At 64.1% G+C, this 22,650-nt stretch carries 21 protein-coding genes and 1 riboswitch; of the genes, 10 read left to right on the forward strand and 11 right to left on the reverse strand.

Annotated features, from left to right (window positions below; translation table 11 throughout):
• Positions 1-45: 45 nt before the first annotated feature.
• Positions 46-1,836: a single-stranded-DNA-specific exonuclease RecJ gene (gene recJ, locus WHT83_RS15450; RefSeq protein ID WP_406871678.1), complete on the forward strand. Its 1,791-nt coding sequence runs from the start codon at positions 46-48 to the stop codon at positions 1,834-1,836.
• On the opposite strand, the gene WHT83_RS15455 is transcribed toward recJ, so the two are convergent.
• The 3 genes from WHT83_RS15455 to folE form a co-directional block, all read right to left on the reverse strand.
• Positions 1,833-2,804: a patatin family protein gene (locus WHT83_RS15455; RefSeq protein WP_108608265.1), complete on the reverse strand. Its 972-nt coding sequence runs from the start codon at positions 2,802-2,804 to the stop codon at positions 1,833-1,835. The genes recJ and WHT83_RS15455 overlap by 4 nt on opposite strands.
• Positions 2,805-2,888: 84 nt before the next feature.
• Positions 2,889-3,347 carry a phosphoribosyl-AMP cyclohydrolase gene (hisI, locus tag WHT83_RS15460; RefSeq protein WP_406871679.1) on the reverse strand — a complete coding sequence of 153 codons (459 nt, stop codon included), beginning with the start codon at positions 3,345-3,347 and terminating at the stop codon, positions 2,889-2,891.
• A 37-nt stretch (positions 3,348-3,384) separates the two neighbouring features.
• Positions 3,385-4,020 carry a GTP cyclohydrolase I FolE gene (gene folE, locus WHT83_RS15465; RefSeq protein WP_055970896.1) on the reverse strand — a complete coding sequence of 212 codons (636 nt, stop codon included), beginning with the start codon at positions 4,018-4,020 and terminating at the stop codon, positions 3,385-3,387.
• 236 nt (positions 4,021-4,256) lie between these two features.
• On the opposite strand from folE, the gene WHT83_RS15470 reads away from it, so the two are divergent.
• On the forward strand, positions 4,257-4,697 hold the full coding sequence (locus WHT83_RS15470) for an iron-sulfur cluster assembly scaffold protein (RefSeq protein ID WP_108608263.1): 441 nt from the start codon (positions 4,257-4,259) through the stop codon (positions 4,695-4,697).
• Here the strand turns inward: WHT83_RS15470 and WHT83_RS15475 are convergent.
• Positions 4,694-5,608, reverse strand: coding sequence for a LysR substrate-binding domain-containing protein (locus WHT83_RS15475; protein ID WP_406871680.1), 915 nt, complete (start codon positions 5,606-5,608; stop codon positions 4,694-4,696). The two genes, WHT83_RS15470 and WHT83_RS15475, sit on opposite strands and share 4 nt — an antisense overlap.
• A gap of 94 nt (positions 5,609-5,702) precedes the next feature.
• Between WHT83_RS15475 and WHT83_RS15480 the strand changes: the two genes are divergently transcribed.
• The 4 genes from WHT83_RS15480 to thrS all read left to right on the forward strand — a co-directional run bounded on the left by WHT83_RS15480 (position 5,703) and on the right by thrS (position 9,438).
• Positions 5,703-5,867: a hypothetical protein gene (locus WHT83_RS15480; RefSeq protein ID WP_406871681.1), complete on the forward strand. Its 165-nt coding sequence runs from the start codon at positions 5,703-5,705 to the stop codon at positions 5,865-5,867.
• Between the two features lie 98 nt (positions 5,868-5,965).
• Positions 5,966-6,331, forward strand: a complete 366-nt coding sequence (yidD, locus tag WHT83_RS15485) for a membrane protein insertion efficiency factor YidD (RefSeq protein ID WP_406873989.1) — start codon at positions 5,966-5,968, stop codon at positions 6,329-6,331.
• A 201-nt stretch (positions 6,332-6,532) separates the two neighbouring features.
• Complete coding sequence (gene blaOXA, locus WHT83_RS15490) at positions 6,533-7,318, forward strand: class D beta-lactamase (RefSeq protein WP_406873990.1); 786 nt, start codon at positions 6,533-6,535, stop codon at positions 7,316-7,318.
• Positions 7,319-7,461: 143 nt separating this feature from the next.
• A complete protein-coding gene (thrS, locus tag WHT83_RS15495) occupies positions 7,462-9,438 on the forward strand; it encodes a threonine--tRNA ligase (protein ID WP_406871682.1) in 1,977 nt (658 codons plus the stop codon).
• A gap of 96 nt (positions 9,439-9,534) precedes the next feature.
• Here thrS and WHT83_RS15500 read toward each other — a convergent pair whose 3' ends face one another.
• Positions 9,535-10,503, reverse strand: coding sequence for a hypothetical protein (locus WHT83_RS15500; RefSeq protein WP_108608260.1), 969 nt, complete (start codon positions 10,501-10,503; stop codon positions 9,535-9,537).
• 136 nt (positions 10,504-10,639) lie between these two features.
• On the opposite strand from WHT83_RS15500, the gene WHT83_RS15505 reads away from it, so the two are divergent.
• Together WHT83_RS15505 and WHT83_RS15510 are read left to right on the forward strand one after the other, a co-directional pair.
• Entirely contained in the window at positions 10,640-11,224 is a 585-nt protein-coding gene (locus tag WHT83_RS15505; protein ID WP_406873991.1) for a nitroreductase, read from the forward strand.
• A 5-nt stretch (positions 11,225-11,229) separates the two neighbouring features.
• Positions 11,230-11,838 (forward strand): flavin reductase family protein, encoded by a 609-nt coding sequence (locus WHT83_RS15510; protein ID WP_108608258.1) that lies wholly within the window; start codon positions 11,230-11,232, stop codon positions 11,836-11,838.
• Here WHT83_RS15510 and WHT83_RS15515 read toward each other — a convergent pair.
• Positions 11,835-12,713, reverse strand: a complete 879-nt coding sequence (locus tag WHT83_RS15515) for an HpcH/HpaI aldolase/citrate lyase family protein (RefSeq protein ID WP_406871683.1) — start codon at positions 12,711-12,713, stop codon at positions 11,835-11,837. The two genes, WHT83_RS15510 and WHT83_RS15515, sit on opposite strands and share 4 nt — an antisense overlap.
• On the reverse strand, positions 12,713-13,165 hold the full coding sequence (locus WHT83_RS15520; protein ID WP_108608256.1) for a MaoC family dehydratase: 453 nt from the start codon (positions 13,163-13,165) through the stop codon (positions 12,713-12,715). The genes WHT83_RS15515 and WHT83_RS15520 overlap by 1 nt, the downstream gene beginning before the upstream one ends.
• A 149-nt stretch (positions 13,166-13,314) precedes the next feature.
• Here WHT83_RS15520 and WHT83_RS15525 point away from each other — a divergent pair, with 149 nt between their 5' ends.
• On the forward strand, positions 13,315-14,436 hold the full coding sequence (locus WHT83_RS15525) for a DUF2336 domain-containing protein (protein ID WP_406871684.1): 1,122 nt from the start codon (positions 13,315-13,317) through the stop codon (positions 14,434-14,436).
• Between the two features lie 13 nt (positions 14,437-14,449).
• Here the strand turns inward: WHT83_RS15525 and parE are convergent, their stop codons facing one another.
• On the reverse strand, positions 14,450-16,513 hold the full coding sequence (gene parE / locus WHT83_RS15530; RefSeq protein WP_406871685.1) for a DNA topoisomerase IV subunit B: 2,064 nt from the start codon (positions 16,511-16,513) through the stop codon (positions 14,450-14,452).
• Positions 16,514-16,765: 252 nt separating this feature from the next.
• On the opposite strand from parE, the gene WHT83_RS15535 reads away from it, so the two are divergent.
• The gene (locus WHT83_RS15535; RefSeq protein WP_406871686.1) at positions 16,766-17,941 is read left to right on the forward strand and encodes a diguanylate cyclase; all 1,176 of its coding nucleotides are present in this window, start codon (positions 16,766-16,768) and stop codon (positions 17,939-17,941) included.
• Between the two features lie 97 nt (positions 17,942-18,038).
• Here the strand turns inward: WHT83_RS15535 and gcvP are convergent, their stop codons facing one another.
• The 3 genes from gcvP to gcvT are packed head-to-tail and all read right to left on the reverse strand — an operon-like array spanning position 18,039 to position 22,338.
• The gene (gene gcvP, locus WHT83_RS15540) at positions 18,039-20,849 is read right to left on the reverse strand and encodes an aminomethyl-transferring glycine dehydrogenase (RefSeq protein ID WP_406871687.1); all 2,811 of its coding nucleotides are present in this window, start codon (positions 20,847-20,849) and stop codon (positions 18,039-18,041) included.
• Positions 20,850-20,863: 14 nt separating this feature from the next.
• Positions 20,864-21,232, reverse strand: coding sequence for a glycine cleavage system protein GcvH (gene gcvH / locus WHT83_RS15545; protein ID WP_406871688.1), 369 nt, complete (start codon positions 21,230-21,232; stop codon positions 20,864-20,866).
• 5 nt (positions 21,233-21,237) lie between these two features.
• Positions 21,238-22,338 carry a glycine cleavage system aminomethyltransferase GcvT gene (gene gcvT, locus WHT83_RS15550; protein ID WP_406871689.1) on the reverse strand — a complete coding sequence of 367 codons (1,101 nt, stop codon included), beginning with the start codon at positions 22,336-22,338 and terminating at the stop codon, positions 21,238-21,240.
• A gap of 149 nt (positions 22,339-22,487) precedes the next feature.
• A riboswitch (glycine riboswitch) is annotated at positions 22,488-22,574 on the reverse strand.
• Between the last annotated feature and the right edge of the window lie 76 nt (positions 22,575-22,650).

Raw genomic sequence — 22,650 nt, forward strand, 5'->3', positions numbered from 1 at the left:
TCGCGGTCGCCTATGGTCGATCCGAAGCGGGTGGACCTCCTCTGAATGGCGATTGAAAAGCGCAATTTCCTCGGCGTACGGCGTTCGGCCACCGGTGTTTCATGGGAGCACCGGCTGACCGAGCGCCAGGATATGCTGGCGCTCGCCATCGCACAGGGCCATGGCGTGCCCGACATCGTTGCTCGCGTGCTTGCCGGGCGCGGTGTGCTGCCGGAGGATGCGGAGCGCTTCCTCGATCCCTCCATCCGCGACCTGTTGCCGGATCCGGCGACGTTGACGGACATGCACAAGGCTGCCGGCCGCATCGCCGATGCGGTGCTGCGCGGCGAGCGCGTCGCCATCTTCGGCGACTATGATGTCGATGGCGCCTGCTCGTCGGCGCTGATGAAACGTTTTCTCGGCCGCTTCGGCGTCGAGGCCGAAATCTACATCCCCGACCGGATCTTTGAAGGCTACGGCCCCAATCCCGATGCGATGCGCGAGTTGATCGGCCGGGGCGCCCGCCTGATCGTCACCGTGGACTGCGGCACCAACAGCGCGGCATCGATCGACGCGGCCAACGAGGCCGGTGCCGATGTCGTCGTGCTCGACCACCATCAGGTCGGCGGTGCGTTGCCGAACGCGGTTGCCGTGGTCAATCCGAACCGCGACGACGATCTTTCGGGCCAGGGCCATCTCTGCGCCGCCGGCGTGACCTTCCTGACGCTGGTGCAGACCGCCAAGGTGCTGCGCGAACGGCTGCCGGACGCGCCGCGGCCCGATCTTCTCAAGCTGCTCGACCTCGTGGCTCTCGCGACCGTGGCCGACGTGGTGCCGCTGACCGGCGTCAACAGGGCGTTCGTCGTCAAGGGCCTGCAGGCGATGCGCCAGCAGAACAATCCCGGTCTCACCGCGCTCGCCCGCGTCGCCCGCATCGGCGAGCCGCTGAATACGTTCCATCTGTCGTTCCTGCTCGGGCCGCGCATCAATGCCGGCGGGCGCATCGGCGACGCGGCGCTCGGCAGCAAGCTGCTGGCGACCGACGATCCGGTCGAGGCAGGCACGATCGCCGAAACGCTCGATCGCCTGAACCAGGAGCGGCAGGCGATGGAGACGGTAATGCTGGCCGAGGCGCGCGCCGAGGCCGATGCGGAGATCGGTGCCGGACCGGGACCGGCGGTGCTGGTGACGGCCAACACCACGTGGCATCCCGGCATCGTCGGGTTGCTGGCGTCGCGGCTCAAGGACCATGCCCGTCGTCCGGCTTTCGCCATTGCCTTCAACGGCAATGGTGTCGGCACCGGCTCAGGGCGGTCCGTCTCGGGGTTCGATCTCGGTCGTCTGGTTCGGGAGGCCGTCGAGGCCGGGCTGCTGGTCAAGGGTGGCGGTCATGCCATGGCGGCCGGCATCACCGTCGAGCGCGCGAAGCTCGGTGAGGTGCGCGCCTTCTTCGAGGCACGCGCGGCCGCAGACGTGTTCCGCCTGCAGGATGAGGAAAGCCTGCTTGTCGACGGCGCGCTCGTCGCCGAAGGTGCGACGCTGGCACTCGTCGAGTCATTGGAGAAGGCGGGTCCGTTCGGACAGGGCCACGTAGCCCCAACCTTCGTCCTGCCGCGGCACAAGCTGGCCGATGTCAGGGTGATTGGCACAGGCCACGTGCGCATCGACCTCAGGTCTGAAAGTGGCGGCCGCATCCAGGGCATCTCGTTCCGGTCCGCCGAAGCGCCGCTTGGCGAGTTCCTGCTCAGGAACAGCGGGCGCACGGTCCATGTCGCCGGGTCGCTGTCGGTCAATCACTGGAATGGCAACCGCACGGTGCAACTGCGCGTCATCGACGCGTCGCTTGCCGGGCCTTAGCCCAGGACCGCCTGCAGCCTGACGATCTCGTCCATCTGTGCCTTGGTGGCCTCGTAGCCGAGCCGGATCGCTTCGTCGGCGCGATGGAACTCCGACAGGCCGATGTGGCCGAGCTTGGGCTGCAGCGACAGGTCGGGCGGGTCGCCGGCGAGGCGTGCCCGCGAGATGCGGTCCTGGATGATGTTGAAGGCCTCGACCATCACTCCGCTGATGCCCAGCCGCGATTCACGCGCGCTGCGATTGGCGTCGTACTGGTCGGCAGGCTTGGCGTCGCGCTCGACCATAAGTTCGCCGGCGCTGTGCTTGATGACGGCCGCGCGGCCGAACAGATCATAGTGCAGATTGACGGCAACCACGAGCGGCTGCTCGTTGGCACGGCAGACCGAGACCGGCACCGGATTGACCAGCGCTCCGTCTACCAGGACGCGGCCATTGCAGGTCACCGGCTCGAAAACGCCGGGCAGGGCATAGGACGCGCGCATCGCCTTGATCAGCGAACCGCTCGACAGCCAGATTTCGTGGCCGGTGCGGATTTCGGCGGCAACGCAGACGAACGGCTTTGGCAGGTCCTCGAAGGTGACGCCCGCCATGTGCTGCTGCATGCGCGAGTCGAGCTTCATGCCGCCGAACAGGCCATTGCCGACGATCTGCAGGTCGAACAGGCCGAAGATGCGGCGCTTGGTCAGGCTTCGGGCGAACTCCTCGAGCTGGTCGAGTTTGCCGGCGAGATAGCAGCCGCCGACCAGTGCGCCGATCGAGGTGCCGGCGATCATGTTGATGCGGATGCCTGCCTCGTCAAGTGCACGCAGGACGCCGATATGTGCCCAGCCACGTGCGGCACCGCCGCCGAGCGCGAGGGAGATTCCGGTTTCTTTGGCTAGCTTCGGATCGTCGGCGCCCGTGCCCGAGGAAAAGCCGTTTGCTTCCCGGACGTTCTGACGCGCATGGAACGACGCCCATTCGAGCATCACGATCTCCCTTGTCCCGCGTACAGAGTACACTGGACACGTATTAAAATCGTGAATCTTTGTGTTGCAGGACGGGAAGCCGGTTCACGATTTCTTGTGGTAGGTCTCGTCTGCATCGAACAGCGGGGCGCTGCCGTCTGCGCTAAGCGTCGCGAAGCCGTCTTTTTGCCCCACCGTCCGATAGAAACAGGAACGCCTGCCGGTGTGACAGGTTGCGTCGTGGCCGGAAACTTTTACGCGCAGCCAGACCGCGTCCTGATCGCAGTCGGTCCGCATCTCCTCGATGTGCTGGAAATTGCCCGAGGTCTCGCCCTTCTTCCAGAGCGAGCCGCGGGACCGCGACCAGTAGTGCGCGATGCCGGTCTCGATCGAAAGCGCCAACGCCTCGGCATTCATATGCGCGACCATCAGCAGCATGCCGTCGGTGGCATCGGTCACAACGGCGGTGACCAAGCCGTTCGCGTCGAAACGCGGCGTGAACACCTCGCCTTCTTCGAGCGCGCGCTTGTCGCTGGTAGCTTCGGAGAATTTCAGAGCAGACATCGCCGGATCCTGGGTTTCGGGAACCGGCGAGGGGGGATTAGAGCCCGCCGGCTCGTATCATGGTGACAAACCGGACCTGTTCTTCGGGGGTATCCCGGAAAACGCCGGTGAAGGTCGAAGTCAGGGTCGACGACCCTTGCTTGCGGATGCCGCGCATGGCCATGCACATGTGCTCGGCCTCGATCATCACGGCGACGCCGCGCGGATTTAGCACGTCCTGGATGACACCGGCAATCTGCGCCGTCATCGCTTCCTGGGTCTGCAGCCGGTGGGCGAAGATGTCGACCACGCGGGCGATCTTGGACAGGCCGACGACCTTGCCGTCCGGCAAATAGCCGACATGGGCCTTGCCGATGATCGGCACCATGTGGTGCTCGCAATGCGAATGGAATTTAATATCGCGGACGATGACGAGGTCGTCATACCCGGCCACTTCCTCGAAGGTGCGGCCGAGTTCTTCGGCCGGGCACATGTCGTAGCCGTTGAACATCTCGCGGAAAGCCTTGGTCACGCGCTTCGGCGTGTCGATAAGGCCTTCGCGCGCCGGATTGTCGCCAGTCCAGCGCAAAAGAACACTCACTGCAGCTTCGACCTCGGCCTCGGTGGGCCGGTCGGTTGCAGGCTTCTCCATATAGGCTGATTGCGGCATCAGCTTCTTGGCAACGGCATCCATATCAGGCGTCTCCAGTAGTCCCTGTCTGAGCAGGGACGAGTTGAACGGACACAGCCACTTCAGGGACCACCGATTGAGTGCCGTACCTAAAGCTGCTCATTTTCGCCCCTCCTCCCGATGTCAGTCCTGTTGCCTTGCCGGGAAGCGAGCGCCACCATTATATATAGGTGGAGACGACGATTGAAAGATGCGACAGCGACAAGAGTTGCTCATAGCACGCACTCAGAGTGAAAAAGTTGATTGACGACATCTACAACACGAAAATTCTTGGCTTTGCCGGAAATATCGGCCGGCTTGGACGCCTCGATCATCCTGATGCGTCGGCCACCGCGCATTCCAAGCTGTGTGGCTCGACCGTCACCATTGATCTCAAGATGGAAAACGGCGTCGTCACCGACTTCGCCCATGAAGTGAAGGCCTGTGCGCTGGGCCAGGCGTCGTCGTCGATCATGGCCGAGCACGTCGTTGGCGCCAGCGCCGTCGAGCTTCGAGCCGTGCGCGAGGCTATGCTGCGCATGCTCAAGGAGGGCGGCACGCCGCCCGAGGGCCGCTTCGACGACCTCAAATACCTGGAGCCGGTGCGCGACTACAAGGCGCGCCATGCCTCGACCATGCTGACCTTCGACGCCGTGGTAGATGCCATCGGCCAGATCGAGCGCAAGCAGGCCGCGGCCTAGCATTTCTCCAGATAGCGCCGGCATTCTTCGAACTCTGCCCTGATCCAGTCGGCAAAGGCTTCCGCAGGCTCCGACAGCTTGCGCAGGCTTTTGGCAACCAGCCAGTAGGCGCCGCAGACCACGTTGGTTTCGAACGGCTTGATCAGCGCTCCCGTCGCCAGTTCCTCGCGCACCAGCAAGAGATCGCCAAGCGCAACCCCGTGACCGAGCATCGCCGCCTGTTTCGACAGTGCGGCGTCAGCCAACAACGGGCCACGCGCGGCAGCCGCATCTTCTACAGCGCCGGCGGCTTCGAACCAGCGTGCCCAGCCCTGGCGGTTTTCCTCATGCAGCAGCGTATAGCGCCGGAGATCTGCCGGGCACGCCAGGGCAGGGCCCGAGGCAAGCAGGGCAGGTGACACCACGGGCGAATCGATGACCGGTGCCAGGCGTTCGGCCTCGCTGCGCGGCCACGACGTGCTGTGCGCGCTGAAGCGCAACGCAAGTTCTGCCTGGTCGCTGCGGAAATCGATCAGGCGCGGGTCCACGTCGAGCGAAACGTCGATGTCCGGACGCAACAGGCGAAACCGGTTGAGCCGAGGCACCAGCCAGGAGGCGGCGAGCGACGGCTCGACACTGACGCTGACCACGGACTGCGCGGGCTTTGAAGCCAGCTCCGACAGTCGCTTGTCGATGTCGTCGAAGCTCTTGATCAATTGCCCAAGCAGCTTCTGTCCGGCGTCCGTGAGCTCGACGCGGCGGTGGTAGCGCACGAACAGCGGCTGCTGCAGGAAGGTTTCGAGTTCGCGTATCTGGCGGCTGATGGCGGCCTGGGTGACAAAAAGCTCTTCCGCCGCGCGGCTGAAACTCAGGTGCCGCCCGGCTGCCTCGAAGCTCCTCAGTGCTGTCAGCGGCAGCCGCCCGCGCTTCATTCGCATAATCTCAAGTTATCCATGGTGGACGTTATACTCGTTTGAAGGAAACGACCAGAGGCGGTCAAATCCTCCCCATCAAGGAGGCAAGACCATGCCGATGCTCTTCAACGCCTATGCGGAGATGTTCCGCATCGCGACTTTCCAGGCCGACCATTCGCCTCGCTTCGCAGGACGCTACGGCGCCGGGCGGCAACAGCTTGAGGCCCCGCAGCATCGGTGCCCCCACCGACCGGCGAAACTCAGCTGGCTTGCGTGACACGGCGCCGCAACTGCGCGGTCCTATGCGCCGGACATTGCGTCTGCATGTCGGAATTGACATCTATGGCGGATGAACAGTTCCGAGCGATGCTGGCGATGAGCCGCGGCCACGACCATAGCCATGGCAAACCGGTGGCGCGGGGCCGCAATTGGCCCGGCCCCTGGCGCAAGACGCCGGGTCGTGTGCTCGGCACGTCGCTCGTTCGGCTCTATCAGCTGACGCTTTCGGGCTTTATCGGCAATGCGTGCCGGCACATGCCGACCTGCTCGGAATATGCGCATGAGGCGATTGCCCGCCATGGCCTGTGGGCCGGCGGCTGGATGGGCCTTTTTAGGGTATCGCGCTGCGGGCCGTGGGGCACCCATGGCATCGACCGCGTGCCGGAACAGCTGGAGCCGCGCTATCGCTGGTTCACGCCCTGGCGCTACTGGAAAATCGGCACCAAGGCGACCGATGCCTGACATTGTGTCGGCAGCCGGAACCGTTAATCGGTTGGCTGCGTGATTTACCGTTTGGTCAGCCTATCGGAAACAATCCAGGTTAAGTCATATTCGAACCAAGCGCTCACCGTAGGTGTCGGCGGCCAACGACAGAGGGTGTCACACGTGTTCGCTTCAATTCGTCACTATGCCATCGGCGCAAGCACTGCGCTTCTTGTCTCGCTGTCTCTGGTGTCGGCGTCTTCGGCGGCCGAAACGACGGCCCTCAAACCATTTCTTGAATGCACGCTCATCGTCGATGCCGGCAGCGGCGCGAAGCTGCGTCGCGACGGCGCCTGCGATCGCCGGGTGAGCCCGGCATCCACTTTCAAGGTGCCGTTGGCCCTGATGGGCTATGATTCGGGCATTCTCGCCGACGAGCATTCGCCGCGCTGGGACTACAAGCCTGAGTTCAACGCGGTGAAGCGTGACCACAAGCCGGTCGACCCGACGATCTGGGAAAAGGACTCCGTGCTGTGGTTCTCCCAGGAGATCACGCGCAAGCTCGGCGGCAAGCGATTTGCCGGCTATGTCGGTGGCTTTGCCTATGGCAACGGCGACCTATCGGGCAATCCCGGCAAGGAGAACGGGCTTATCCGCAGCTGGCTGAGTTCTTCGCTGAAGATCTCGCCGGACGAGCAGGTCGGCTTCATCGGTCGCATGCTTGACCGCAGCCTGCCGGTCTCCGCGCGAGCGGTCGATCTCACGGCGGCGGTGTTGCCGCCATTCCAGGCCGGCGAATGGCAGGTCAAGGGCAAGACGGGTACTGGCTGGCTGACCGGAAAGTCGGGCAAGATCGACCGCAACAAGCCCTTCGGCTGGTTTGTCGGCTGGGCCGACAAGGGCGACCGCCGCATCGTGTTCGCCCGGCTGCTGGTCAATGACGGCAAGAGCCCGGTGTTTCTCGGCCCCAAGGTACGCGACATCTTCCTGGCAAGCCTTCCTGACCTGATGAAGTCGGCCAAGTAGCGGGCACTCCGTCATCGTTGGCAGAGGCGCCGTCGCTCGGCTTTACGGCAGCGCATTCTCCCCCTAAAAGATCGCTCGCTGCCGGACGCATCCGGTTTATTGCCCACCCGCGCTCGTTTGCGGGACTGGATAGGAGAAGAGCTTTGTCGAATTCCGTTTCCCTGACATTTCCCGATGGTTCCGTCCGCGAATATGACGCGGCGCTGACCGGTGCTGGTCTGGCCGAGTCGATCTCGAAGTCGCTGGCCAAGAAAGCGGTGGCCTATGCCATCGACGGCACCGTGCGCGATCTGTCCGATCCGCTTGGCAAGTCCGGCAAGGTCGAGATCGTTACCCGTGACGATCCGCGTGCGCTGGAACTGATCCGCCACGACGCTGCCCACGTGCTCGCCGAGGCGGTGCAGGAATTGTGGCCAGGGACCCAGGTGACCATCGGCCCCGTGATCGACAACGGCTTCTATTATGACTTCGCTCGCAACGAGCCTTTCACGCCCGAAGATTTTCCGGCGATCGAAAAGAAGATGCGCGAGATCATCGGCCGCAACAAGCCGTTCACCAAGCAGGTCTGGTCGCGCGACAAGGCCAAGCAGGTGTTCCGCGACAAGGGCGAGGCCTACAAGCTCGAGCTGATCGACGCGATCCCCGAGGACCAGAACCTCAACATCTATGCGCAAGGTGAGTGGTTCGACCTGTGCCGGGGACCGCATATGGCTTCGACCGGCCAGATCGGCAGCGCCTTCAAGCTGATGAAGGTCGCCGGTGCCTATTGGCGCGGCGACAGCAACAACCCGATGCTGACGCGCATCTACGGCACCGCCTGGGCCGACCAGGTGCAACTCGACCAGTACCTCCATATGCTGGAAGAGGCCGAGAAGCGCGACCACCGTCGCCTCGGCCGCGAGATGGACCTGTTCCATTTCCAGGAAGAGGGACCGGGCGTCGTGTTCTGGCACGCCAAGGGCTGGAAGATGTTTCAGAACCTCGTCAGCTACATGCGCCGCCGCCTTGATACGCAGGGCTATCAGGAGGTCAACGCCCCGCAGGTGCTCGATAAGAGCCTGTGGGAGACGTCGGGCCACTGGGGCTGGTATCGCGACGCGATGTTCAAGGTTACCGTTGCCGGCGACGACACCGACGACGACCGCGTCTTCGCGCTCAAGCCGATGAACTGCCCCGGCCACGTGCAGATCTTCAAGCATGGCTTGAAGTCGTATCGCGATCTCCCGGTAAAGCTTGCCGAATTCGGCAATGTCCATCGCTACGAGCCGTCGGGCGCGCTGCATGGCCTGATGCGCGTGCGCGGCTTCACCCAGGACGACGCGCACATCTTCTGCACCGAGGAACAGCTCGCCGCCGAGTGCCTGCGCATCAATGACCTGATCCTGACGACCTATGCCGACTTCGGCTTCGACGAGATCTCGGTGAAGCTGTCGACCAGGCCGGACAAGCGCGTCGGCTCGGACGAGGCGTGGGATCATGCCGAAGAGATCATGGGCAACGTGCTCAAGACCATCGAGGCGCAGTCGGGCAATCGCATCAAGACGTCGATCAATCCGGGCGAGGGCGCCTTCTACGGCCCCAAGTTCGAATATGTGTTGCGCGATGCCATCGGCCGCGAATGGCAGTGCGGAACGACCCAGGTCGACTTCAACCTGCCTGAGCGTTTCGGCGCCTTCTACATCGGCTCGGACTCCGAGAAGAAGCAGCCGGTCATGATCCACCGCGCCATCTGCGGCTCGATGGAGCGCTTCCTCGGCATCCTGATCGAGAATTATTCGGGCCATTTCCCGCTGTGGTTTGCGCCGCAGCAGGTGGTGGTGGCGACGATCACCTCGGATGCCGACGACTATGCCCGAGCGGTGGTGGCCAAGCTCAAGGCCGCCGGCCTTTCGGCCGAGGCCGACCTGCGCAACGAGAAGATCAACTACAAGGTCCGCGAGCACTCGCTGGCCAAGGTTCCGGTCATCCTCGTCTGCGGCAAGCGCGAGGCGGAAGAGGCAAGCGTCAACGTCCGTCGCCTCGGCTCGCGCGACCAGCAGTCAATGGGCCTTGACGAGGCCATTGCCTCACTTCGGGAAGAAGCGACGACACCAGATCGCCGCCGCGCCGCGCAGGGCTGAGCGGCCAACCAGACACGAAAAAGGGGCGGCAGAGATGTCGCCCCTTTTTTCATCTGCCTGGATTCAAAAAGCTCGGACGGAGCAACCCGCGCCTGGTCAGTCGGCGCCTTCGTTGGGGTCGATTGCCGCAGCCTCGGAAGCGACAACCTCGACGTCCTGGTTGCGGCCGGCAACGACGGTGAAATCGCGCTGGTAGATGCGGTCGCGGTTCTTGGCGATGATGGTGTAGTCGCCTTCCGACAGGACCATCGAGGCAAAGGCGCCGACCGCTTCGCGCAACGGGTCGCCGGACTCTGTCAGAACCGACCAAGATGTATCGGCGATGGCTTCACCGCCGGCTTCGCGCACCAGCTTGAAGGTCAGGTCGGCGGCACGGTGTTCGACCGTCGCCTCGGTCAGCTTGCCGGCCTCGACGCGGATGTCGGAGCGGATCACTGCATTGACCGCGCCATAGGTCGAGACGACATGGTAGGTGCCTGAATTGAGCCGCACCACCGAGTTGGGTTCGACATCGGGGATGATCAGGGCGCGTTCGCCATCGCTGCCTTCGTCCGCCTCATAGATCGAGAATTTGAGCTTGGCCGGCGGAATGCGCACGCCGCCCGAAAGCACGGCGTCAAGCTTGAGGCCGCCCGCATCGAGCACCAGGCTTTCGCGCTTGCCTTCCTTGCCGACGGTGATGCGCTTGGTGGCGCCGGCGCGACCGTAGGAGGCATGGACGAGATAGCTGCCGGGCGGCAGCTGGAACATGCTGGTGCCGCCCTGGGCGGATGCCACCAGCGGCAATTTTCCATCGGGGCCGGCTTCGGGACGGAACACGCGCCAGACCAGCCCGCGGCCGATGTCGCCGCCCTTGTCTGTGAGCTGGGCGGTGAGCGTGATCTCGCCGAGTGCGCTGATTGCCAGGGATTCGTCGCCGCGCGGCGCGGCAAAGCTTGAGATGCCGGGAAGGCTCAGGCCTTCTATTGCCGAGGCGCCATCCTGGGCAAACGCGACCGAAGACGGCATCGCGAACAGTGCGGCACCCAGAATCGGTGCGAAAAAGCGGAAGCATCCCCTCGACATCCCTTGTTTGAAGCGCAAGGCGGTGGCAATTTCAAGGCTATTCGGGCGCCATGGATTCCGACCAATGAGCCCCGTCGCCAAAGCAGCTGCCATTCCGGTCGGCGCTTCAGCCCAAAACCCAAGGAGCGCCAGCGCCGTGCCATCGCCGATCATCGACTTTTTGCTGACCCGCAATTCCGCACCGATCCCGGAACTGCGCGCGCCTGCGCCTTCCGATAGCGAGATCGAGACGATGCTGCGGGCAGCGACGCGCGTGCCCGACCACGGCCGTCTCGAGCCCTGGCGCTTCATCCTCTATCGCGGCGATGCGCGCATCGAAATCGGCAAGAAGCTGGCTGAACTGGCCGAGCGCCGCGAAGGGCCGTTGCCCGACGGGCGGCGCAACCAGGAGCTCGCCCGCTTTTCGCGCGCGCCGCTGGTGATCGGCGTTGTGTCGAGCCCCAAGGAGAACCCGAAGATCCCGCAATGGGAAATGTTCCTGTCAGGTGGCATGGCGGCGATGAACCTGATGACCGCCGCCAACGCGCTCGGCTATGGCACCAACATGATCACCAACTGGTATTCCGATGTAGAGGAAGGGCGCGCGCTGCTGGGCCTGGCACCGCATGAGCGGGTCGTCGGCTTCATCCACATCGGCAGCTACGAAGGCACCGCACCCGAGCGGCCGCGTCCTGATGTGGCGAAGCTCCACAGCGACTATACTGGCCCCTGGGAGGGCTAGGCGCGATGTTCTACGAGCCGTCGCAGGGCCACGGCCTGCCGCACGATCCGTTCAAGGCGATCGTCTCGCCCAGGCCGATCGGCTGGATATCGACCATCGGCAAGGATGGCGCGCTGAACCTTGCGCCCTATTCGTTCTTCAATGCGCTGACGGGCAAGCCGCCGCTGGTCTGGTTTTCCTCCGAGGGGCCGAAGGACAGCTCTACCTTCGCCGGCGAGACCCGTGAGTTCGTTGCCAATGTCGTCGGGCGCGAACTCGCCGAGAAGATGAACCGAACCTCGGTCAATGCCCCCAGGGGCACGAGCGAGTTCGGCTATGCCGGGCTGACGGCAGCGCCATCGCGGCTGGTCGTCCCGCCGCGTGTTGCCGAAGCACCAGCAGCGCTGGAATGCAAGGTCACCGAGATCTTCCGCCCGAAGGGCCTGGACGGTGCCGACGCCGGTGTATTTGTCGTCGTCGGCGAGGTGGTCGGTGTCCATATCGACGAGGCATTCCTGACCGACGGCCTGTTCGACGTCGTCAAGGCAGGCAATGTCTCGCGCCTCGGCTACATGGATTATTCCAGCATCAGCGAAGTCTTCTCGATGCGCCGCCCGCGCTGGGAAGAAGATTAGGCTCCGGCAGCGGCCTCGGCGCGCGCCAGCAGGCGTTCGGCCCGGCGCAGATGCGGTCGGTCGTACATCTGCCCGCCAATTCCGACGACGCCCGGATTCCCGGCCTCCCTGAACGCAGCGACCACCGCTTGCGCATGTTCGACGGCTTCCTTCGCCGGTGTGAACGCCTCGTTGATGATCGCGACCTGATCGGGATGGATGGCCATCTTGGCGGTGAAACCGTCGCGCTCGGCCTCCAGGCACTCGGTGCGAAGGCCCTCGTGGTCGCGGAAATTGACGAACACCGTGTCGACGGCAGCGACCTCGGCTGCCGAGGCGGCGAGGACGGTCAAGGCACGCGCGAGCCTGAAAACGTCGGTGTAGCGGCCTTGTCCGTCGCGCGTGGCGCGCGCGCCGATCGCTGCCGAGAGGTCTTCCGCGCCCCAGGTCAGGCCGGCCACGCGCGCGCTGGCACCCGCATAGCTGGCCGTTGCGAGAGTGCCGGCAGCGGTTTCCGTGATGATCGGGATGATGCGGATCGCGCCGTCCGGCAAACCGTTTTCGGCCTCGTGCACCCTGAGCTTGGTCGAAAGATGCTGGACGTCAGCCCCGGAATTCGACTTCGGCAGCATGATGCCATCCGGTGCGATGGGTACGATCGCGCGCAGGTCGTCGTCGGTCATTCCGGTCGAAAGGTCGTTGACGCGGACATAGATCGAGGACCGCGTCGTGCGCCTTCTGCTCGCGATTAAATCGGCGGCGACGCCGCGCGCATGACCCTTGTTGTCGGGCGCCACCGAATCCTCGAGGTCGACGATGACGACGTCGGCGCCGGACAAGAACCCGCGTTCGAGCTTCTTTTCCGAATCTCCGGGGACGAACAGCAACGAACGCATCAAGCGGCCTTCTTTTTCATCATTGCCTGGCGCTGGCATTTGGCGACCAGTGCGCCGTGCTGATTATAGGCGCAATGCAGGAATTCGACGATGCCACGGTCGGTTTTCGACTTCGATTCGCGCACCGAAAGCACTTCGGTTTCGACGCGAATGGTATCGCCGTGGAAGACAGGGTGCGGGAAGGTGGTTTCGGTCATGCCGAGATTGCCGATGGTGGTGCCCAGTGTGGTGTCGTGCACCGAAATGCCGATCATCAGGCCGAGCGTGAAGAGCGAATTGACCAGCGGCTTGCCCCATTCGCTCTTGGCGGCAAAGTCGAAGTCGATGTGAAGCGGCTGTGGGTTCAGCGTCATCGTCGAGAACATCATGTTGTCGCTCTCGGTGACGGTCTTGGTGAGTTGATGCCGGATCACCTGGCCGACTACGAACTCCTCAAGAAAAAGACCGGCCATCCGCATTTTCTCCTGTTGCCCCGTTTTGATAGGCGCTGCCACGGCGGGCGGCAAGCGGGTTAACGGATATGGTGAACCGTTCGTAAACCATTTGTTCCTAGGATGGTTTCAGGGGTTTGGCATGGCTTGCCGGGGGCGAAGAAAAGCGAATGGTGGTCTCGCATTTCCTGAGATGGATCGACACCGCGAAGGTGGCCGAGCGCGCAGCCGCAGCAGCCGCCTTGGCCAATGCCTACGTCAATCGCGAACTGCCGTTCGAGGACCGATGCGCCGCAGAGGCGGCGCTGACGCTGTTGCTCGACGATCCCTCGTCGAAGGTGCGCCAGTCGCTGGCAGAGGCGCTGTCGATGAGCGCACACGCGCCGCTGCAGATCATCGCAGCCCTCGCATCCGATCAGCCTGACGTCGCAGCCCTGGTTCTGGCGCGCTCGCCGCTTTTGACCGACGCCGACCTCATCGACCGGGTCGCCTCAGGCTCGTGCGCCATCCAGAAACTCATCGCCGACCGGCCTGCTGTCTCCATGTCGCTCTCGGCGGCCATTGCTGAGGTGGGCGAGGCTGAGGCTTGCGTCACGCTGCTGCAGAATTATGGCGCCGATATCGCCTCGCTGAGCTTCCGTCGCATTGCCGAGCGCTTTGGTGGCGATGCGCGTGTGCGCGAGGCGTTGGTGGCCGATCAGCGGCTGCCTTCGGATTGCCGGCACCTGCTTCTTGTCAAACTCGGCGAAGCCCTGAAGACATCGCCCTTCGTCTTGGCCCTGATGGGTGCCGCACGCGCCGAACGCGTGACGCGCGACGCCTGCGTGAAAGCCTCGATGACGCTGATCGAAGGCACGCGTGCTCAAGAGCATGCGGCGCTTGTCGAACATCTGCGGCTCCGCGGTGATCTCACTGCAAGCTTCATCATCCGCATCCTCGCCCACGGCAAGGTCGACTTCTTCGGGGCAGCCCTGGTCGTGCTGACCGGCCGAGACGAGCCGAGGGTGAGGGCGTTGTTGTCTACCGGGCAGGATGTGGCGTTGACGGCCTTGTTCCGCTCGGCCGGCCTTGCCGATGCGACGCATGCAATCATCCTGCGGGCGCTGAAGATCTGGCGCGAGGTTGCCAATGGGCGCCGCGTCGCCGGAGCACAGGAAGTCAGCTGGCTGATGCTTCGTGAACTGGGTGGCCAGAGCGCTGAAGGCGAACTGGCCGGACTGGTCAAGTCGATCCATCTCGAGGCCCTGCGCGAGAACGCCCGCGGCCACGCATTGGCGATCGCGGCGGCCTGATCCGCCGTTAGCCTCAGATGTCGAGCGCGTCCGCTGCAGCGAATTCAGCGCGGTCCTGGATGAAACGGAAGCGCAACTCCGGCTTGGTGCCCATCAGCGCATCGACCGCGCTCTTCGTCTCGTCGGCGTCGTCGAGGACCTCGATGCGCAGCAGCGTGCGCTTCCTGGGGTCCATCGTCGTTTCCTTGAGCTGGCTTGCCATCATCTCGCCAAGGCCTTTGAAGCGGCCGATCTCGACCTTGCCGCGTCCGCTGAACTCGGTGCGCATCAGCTCTTCCTTGTGGGCGTCGTCGCGGGCATAGGCCACCTTGCCGCCCTGGCGGATCGAGTAGAGCGGCGGCACTGCCATGTAGAGGTGGCCGCCGCGGACGAGCTGGGGCATTTCCTGGTAGAAGAAGGTGATCAGCAGCGAAGCGATGTGGGCACCGTCGACGTCGGCGTCGGTCATGATGATGACGCGGTCGTAGCGCAGGTCTTCTTCGCGATACTTGGATCGCGTACCGCAGCCCAGCGCCTGGATCAGGTCGCCGATCAACTGGTTCGACGCCAGCTTGTCGTTGCCGGCGCTGGCGACGTTAAGGATCTTGCCGCGCAGCGGCAGGATCGCCTGCATCTTCCGGTCGCGCGCCTGCTTGGCCGAGCCACCTGCCGAGTCGCCCTCGACGATGAACAATTCGGCCCCTGCGGCGGCATTCTGCGTGCAGTCGGCCAGCTTGCCGGGCAGGCGCAGCTTGCGCACCGCGCTCTTGCGCGACACTTCCTTTTCCTGGCGCCGGCGCACGCGCTCGTCGGCGCGCGCAATGACCCAGTCGAGCAGCTTGGAGGCTTCCTGCGGGTTGTCGGCGAGCCAGTGGTCGAACGGATCGCGGATCGCCGTCTCGACGATGCGCATGGCTTCGACCGTTGCCAGCTTGTCCTTGGTCTGGCCGACGAATTCGGGCTCGCGGATGAACACCGACAGCATGCCCGCCGCCGAGATCATCACGTCTTCGCTGGTGACGATCGCAGCACGCTTGTTGCCGACGAGGTCGGCATAGGCGCGCAGGCCACGCGTCAGCACGTTGCGGAAGCCCATCTCGTGGGTGCCGCCATCGCCTGTCGGGATGGTGTTGCAGTAGGAATTGATGAAGCCGTCGCCGCCAAACCAGGTGACGGCCCATTCGATCGAGCCATGCCCGCTCTGCTTGTCGCTCTTGCCCGAGAAGATTTCGCGGGTCACCTGCATCTCGTCGCCGAGCGAGGCCTTGAGATAGTCACCGAGGCCGCCGGGGAAGTGGAAGACCGCCTTGGCCGGGGTCTCGTCCTTCTCCTTCAGCAGTGCCGGGTCGCAACTCCAGCGGATCTCGACGCCGCCGAACAGGTAGGCCTTCGACCGCGCCATCTTGTAGATGCGGGCCGGCAGGAAATGGGCGCCCTTGCCGAAGATGTCGGGATCCGGATGGAAACGCACCCTGGTGCCGCGCCGATTGTGGACGTCGCCGAGGCTTTCGAGGCCGCCTTGCGGCACGCCGCGCGAAAAGCGCTGGCGATAGAGCTGGCGGCCGCGCGCCACCTCGACTTCGAGCAGGTCCGACAACGCGTTGACCACCGAAACGCCCACGCCATGCAGGCCGCCGGAGGTTTCATAGACCTTCGAGTCGAACTTGCCGCCGGCATGCAGCGTCGTCATGATGACTTCGAGCGCCGACTTGTTCTTGAACTTGGGATGCGGATCGACAGGGATGCCGCGGCCGTTGTCGGTGACGGTCAGAAAACCCTCTGCGTCGAGCTCCACTTCGATGAAGGTCGCATGGCCGGCCACCGCCTCGTCCATCGAGTTGTCGATGACTTCGGCAAAGAGATGGTGCAGCGCCTTCTCGTCGGTGCCGCCGATATACATGCCGGGGCGGCGGCGCACGGGCTCAAGGCCTTCGAGCACTTCGATATCGGCTGCACTATAGCCCTCGCTGCCATCCTTGGCGGCCGGGACCGGGCGCTTTGCCACCGCTGCCGCCTGCACCAGCGGGTCCGCCGGACGCGACACGGGGCGGGGCGGCTGCTTGTCGAGGCTGCCGAAAAGATCGTTGCTATCGTCCATGCTCAATACAGTTTTCCGATGCTGCGAATCAGTTTGCCAAGTGTGCCAGTTTTGCCGTCAGCGCAATAGAAGTTCCGGTTATGTTCGTGCGTCATGTTGTCAAACGCGACGGAACCGTGCAACTATTCGTAAACGCAAACCGAAATCGCCGGTTGATGAGTGGCGACGATCTGGCCTTAGGCGGTTGCTGGGCGACCGCTAAGTCCATAAGTGCTTCCCAATCAATCGGACAATCAACAAGGCGGGGGCCTCGTGCTTGACTTCGGTTCCCTTTTGCTCGCGACGGCTTTGTCCGGCGCCTGTCTGAGCGGGACGCTGCTCGCCATCTGGCTGACGGCGCGCCAAGCGCGTTTCGTCTTTACGATGGCGGCCGGAATACTACTTCTTGTCGTTCATGTCATCGGCTTTTGGCAATATGGCCGCAACGCCTCGCCGTGGCTTGGCCAACTGACCCTGACACTGCTGGTGGCCGGCTTCTTCGTCATCCTGTGCTCGACGGCTCAGTACCTTGATAAGGGTTGGCACAGGATCGCCGCGGCGCCCGTGCTCGCGGCGGTGGTGTTGATCACGGCCGTGACCGCCTCCGGCTACGACGGCTTGGGTTTCGTCCTCGCCTATTCCACCGTCACAGCCCTGCTGATCGTAGTCACAGTGATGTTTTGGGCTGCCGGGGAATATGACCGGCGTATCCTGGCCGCGGTCACCCTGCTCGCTGGCAGCGCCGCCGTCTCCTTCACGCTCTGTGCGTTGGTGCTGGTTCTGGACGGGCAGTGGTCTCTGGGGACCGTCCCCAAGAATTGGGCCGAAGACCTCAACACCGCCGTCGTCGTCGCCTGCATGACGGCACTGGGGGCGCTGACCATTTCGCTGCATCACCTGCGCACCCAGCGAGAATTGACGGTCCAGACGCTGACCGACCCTCTGACCGGCTTGTTGAATCGCAGGGCGTTGACGATGTTCCATGGCGACACGCGGTTCGGATCGACGACGGCGCTGGCCATGTTCGACCTCGACCATTTCAAGCGCACCAACGACGTCTTCGGTCACGCTGCGGGCGATACGGTTCTGCAACGCTTCGCCGACGTTGTCAGGAATCATGCCCAGGACGGCGTCGAATGTTTTCGGCTGGGCGGTGAGGAGTTTGCCGTCATCATGTCAGGCGTCGCCCCTGATGAGGTGCACGGCATATTGCGGTCTATCGGAGGTTCCTTTGGCGCCGAGATCGTCGTCACCAGGCTCGGGCCACTGCGCAGCACCGTCAGCGTCGGCATCTGTTTCGGGGACGATGGCGCAATGACGCTCGATGAGATGCTGACCGCCGCCGACGCGGCGCTCTACGCCGCCAAGCGCGCCGGCCGAAACCGGGCAGTTACAGCCGATATGACGGGTGGCGCGACAACCTACGAGCCGGCACGGTTGTTTGCCTAGGCTCGGCTGCGCCATTAGGCACAGCCGTCGAGAAGCCGCCCGCAAAAGGATACGGCCGGACTAGGTGTCCGGCCGATTCGTCTGGTTTCAGATCCGCCTACTCGGCGGCGCCGAGATATTCCGACAGCGGCGGGCAGGCGCAGACCAGGTTGCGGTCGCCGGCCACGTTGTCGATGCGCGACACCGGCGGCCAGTACTTGGCAGCGGTGTCGGGATCCCCGCCGGGATAGGCCGCCTCGAGGCGCGAGTAGGGGTGCTTCCACTCGCCTGCCAGCGTTTCGGTCGCCGTGTGCGGCGCATTGGCCAGCGGATTGTCGTCCTTCGGCCACACGCCCTTTTCGACCTTGGCCGCCTCGGCAGCGATCGCGATCATCGCTTCGCAGAAACGATCGATCTCGTGCTTCGGCTCGGACTCGGTCGGTTCGACCATCAGCGTACCGGAGACCGGCCAGGACATGGTCGGTGCATGGAAGCCATAGTCGATCAGGCGCTTGGCGATGTCCTCGACGCTGATGCCTGCAGTCTCCTTGAGCACGCGGGTGTCGAGGATGCACTCATGCGCGACGCGACCGTTGCGGCCCTTGAACAGCACCGGATAGTACGGCTCGAGCTTGGTGGCGATGTAGTTGGCGTTGAGGATAGCCTGCTCCGTCGCCTGCTTCAGGCCCGAAGCGCCCATCATCCGGATGTACATCCAGGTGATCGGCAGGATCGAGGCGCTGCCGAAGGGAGCCGCCGAAACCGCATGCGCGCTGCCCGCCTCGACATGGCCGGGCAGGAACGGCGCAAGATGCGACTTGACGCCGATCGGCCCTATGCCGGGGCCGCCGCCGCCATGCGGAATGCAGAAGGTCTTGTGCAGGTTCATGTGGCAGACGTCGGCGCCGATGTCGGCTGGACGCGAAAGTGCCACCATTGCGTTCAGGTTGGCGCCGTCGAAATAGACCTGTCCGCCATGCGCATGCACGATCTCGCAGATGTCGCGCGCACCTTCCTCGAACACGCCGTGCGTCGAGGGATAGGTGAACATCAGCGCCGCAAGCTTGTCGGCGTGCTGTTCGGCCTTGACCTTGAGATCGGTGACGTCGATGTCGCCGTCGTCGAGGCAGTGCACGACCACCACTTCCATGCCGGCCATGGCCGCACTTGCCGGGTTGGTGCCGTGCGCCGAAGACGGGATCAGGCAGATGTTGCGCTGGGTCTCACCACGCGAATGGTGATAGCGGCGGATCGACAGCAGGCCGGCATATTCGCCCTGGCTGCCGGCGTTCGGCTGCAGGCTGACGGCGTCGAAGCCGGTGATCTCGCAGAGCCAGGCTTCGAGATCGTCGGTCATCGCGCGATAACCGAGCGAATGGCTGGTCGGCGCAAACGGGTGCAGGTTGGCGACCGACGGCCAGCTGACCGGCATCATCTCTGCAGCCGCATTGAGCTTCATGGTGCAGGAGCCGAGCGGGATCATGGCGCGGTCGAGCGCCAGATCCTTGTCGGCGAGCCTGCGCAGGAAGCGCATCATGTCGGTTTCCGAACGGTTTGCGTGGAATACCGGCTGGGTCAGGAACTCCTTGCCGCGTGGTTTTCCGGGCAGGGCGCGCTTGGCTTCCGCCGGTGCCTTGGCACCGAACAGCGCAGCAATCGCTTCGAGATCCGCGCCGGTGGAGGTTTCGTCGAAGGCGACCGAAACATGGTCGGCGTCGATGACACGCAGCAGACGGCCAACCTTCTCGCCTTCGGCGGCGATCGCCTCGGCCTTGCCCTTGGCTTCGACGGTGACGGTGTCGAAGCGCTTGTCGCCGAGCACGGCGACGCCGGCAGCCTTGAGGCCTTCTGCGAGGCGGCTAGCCAGCGCGTGGATGTGTTCCGAGATCGCCTGCAGGCCGGACGGGCCGTGCCAGATGGCATAGGACGCCGCCATGTTGGCGAGCAGGGCCTGGGCCGTGCAGATGTTCGACGTCGCCTTGTCGCGGCGGATATGCTGCTCGCGGGTCTGGAGCGCCAGGCGATAGCCGGGGCGGCCCTTGCTGTCGACCGACTGGCCGACGAGGCGGCCCGGCATCAGGCGGGTCAGCTTGTCGGAAACGGCGCAATAGGCAGCGTGCGGACCGCCGAAGCCAATCGGCACGCCAAAGCGCTGCATCGAACCGGTGGCGATGTCGGCGCCGAGGCTGGCAGGGGTATCGGTGACGGTCAGGCTGAGCGGGTCGGAAACGAAGATGACGATCGCGCCGACTGCCTTGGCTTTCTCGATCGCCGCCTTGTGGTTGCCATAGACACCATGGGTGTCGGGCCAGGAAACGATGAGGGCTGCCGTGTTGTCGTCGATGGTCTCGCCGTCGATCTCGGTACCGAGCGGTTCGGCCCGCGTCCGGATGACGTCAAGGATCTGCGGATGAGCGGCACCGGCGAGGGCGACGCGGCTGCGCTTGTCGCGGTGATGGCGAAGCGCGATGCCGACGGCCTCGGCAACAGCCGTCGCTTCATCGAGCAGCGAGGCGGAAGCAACCGGCAGGCCGGTCAGTTCGGCAACCAGCGTCTGGAAGTGGAACAGCAGTTCCAGGCGGCCCTGGCTGATCTCAGCCTGGTAGGGCGTGTAGGCCGTGTACCAGGCCGGGTTTTCGAACAGGTTGCGCTGGATCACCGGCGGTACGTTGACGCCGTGATAGCCGGCGCCGATGAAGCTCTTCAGCACCTTGTTGCGGCCCATCTTCTCGCCGAGTTCGGCAAGCGCTTGATGTTCGCTCGCAGGTGCCGGCAGCGCCAGCGGCCGGTCCAGCCGGATCGACTTCGGAACCGCCTGCGAGATCAGCGTTTCCACCGAAGGCACGCCGATCGCGGCAAGCATGGCGCGGGTTTCGGTCGCGCCGGGCCCGATGTGACGGGCCGAAAAAGGATATGGTGCAATGGTCATGTCAGGCAATCCTGTCAACCGATATGGGCTTTGTAGCCCGCTTCGTCCATCAGGCCCTCGAGCTGGCCCGTATTGGCGATCTTCATCTTCCAAAGCCAGCCGTCGCCGGTGGCTGCCGAATTGATCAGCGCCGGCTCAGAGGAGAGCGCGGCATTGGAGTCGGTGATTTCGCCGTCGAGCGGCGCGTAGACGTCCGAGGCCGCCTTGACGGATTCGACGACGACGGCGACGTCGCCCTTCGCGAGCTTGCGGCCGGCTTCAGGCAGTTCGACGAAAACGAGGTCGCCAAGCTGTTCCTGGGCGTAGTCGGTGATGCCGACCGTTGCGATGTCGCCCTCAACGCGCAGCCACTCGTGGTCTTCAGTGTAATAGGTCTTGGTCATGGAAATTATCCTTTGCGATAGCGATGCTGCGTGAAGGGAAGGGAGTGGACGTCGACAGGCACCTTGGTGCCGCGAACATCGGCGAAGACACGAGTGCCGGCCTTGGCAAGCGGTGCCGAGACATAGCCCATGGCGACCGGGAACCCGGCCGAGGGACCGAAGCCGCCCGAGGTGACACGGCCGGCGGGATTGCCGTCGGCGTCGAACAGTTGCGTGCCCGAACGCACCGGCTGGCGGCCTTCGGGCTTCAGCCCGACGCGCTTTTCCTTGGCGCCGTCGGCGAGAATTTTCGAAAGCGCTGCCGCACCGATGAACTTGCCGTCGGTACGCAGGTCCTTGGGGATGGCCCACATCAGGCCGGCACTTGCCGGGTCGGTGTCGGGCGTGATGTCGTTGCCGTGCAGGCAGAGGCCGGCTTCGAGCCGCAGGCTGTCGCGGGCGGCAAGGCCGATCCACATGACACGTTCGTCGCCGAGCAGCTTGGCGAGCAGTTCGCGGGCGTCTGCTTCCGGCAAGCCGATCTCGAAACCGTCTTCGCCGGTATAGCCCGACCGGCTCATGAACCACTTGGTGCGCGGTTCGAAGCCCTGCATGAAGAACAGGGCGTCGGTGTCGACGCCGGCACTTTCGAGCACGGCTGCCGCTTCCGGTCCCTGGATTGCGATGAAGACGCGATCCAGCGGCTCGATGTTGGCGTCGAAACTCTTGCCGACTTCACGCAGATGCGCCTCGTCGGTGGCCGCGTTGCCGGCGTTGGCGACGACCATGAAACGGTCTTCGCCGAGCCTGGTGATGATCAGGTCGTCGACGATGCCTGCGGCTTCGGTGAGGAAGAAAGTATACTTGGATTGCTTGAACTCGAGTGCCTTTGCATCGAGCGGGCAAGCGCGGTTGATGAGGTCCGCCGCACCCGGTCCGCTGACCACGAACAGCTTCATGTGGGAGATGTCGAACAAGCCGACATGCTCGCGGGTGTGAAGGTGCTCCTTCATCACGCCGGCAGGGTAGGTGAGCGGCATGTTCCAGCCGGCAAAGGCGCCGAAGCGCGCACCGGCTGCGGAATGCAGGTCTTCGAGTGGCAATTGATTAGTATGGTCGCCCGTCATGTCTTCTCCAGAGTCGCACGTTGCCAGCCGCTTTTGGCAGCTATTCCGTGCCCCTCTGTCTGAAGCCTGAGAGACTCGCGCTCCGGATCTCTGTCGGCAGCGCTTACACCTTCGGCGCGGGATCCAGGTCCCGACTTTCCAGAGTGTCCTTCCTGTTTACGGTTCTTTTGCCTGAGAGATTTCGGGCGATTTCCCCTTCGGCGTCAGCTTTCGCTGCTCTCTCCCGCAAACAGGTGGAGCCCGCAAAGGCCCCAGACGACTCGTCAATATCCCAAGGCCGACACTTTGTCACCTATCGGCCAAGCCTTATTT

It is taken from the genome of Aminobacter sp. P9b (genome assembly GCF_045345995.1).
Lineage (GTDB): Bacteria > Pseudomonadota > Alphaproteobacteria > Rhizobiales > Rhizobiaceae > Aminobacter > Aminobacter niigataensis.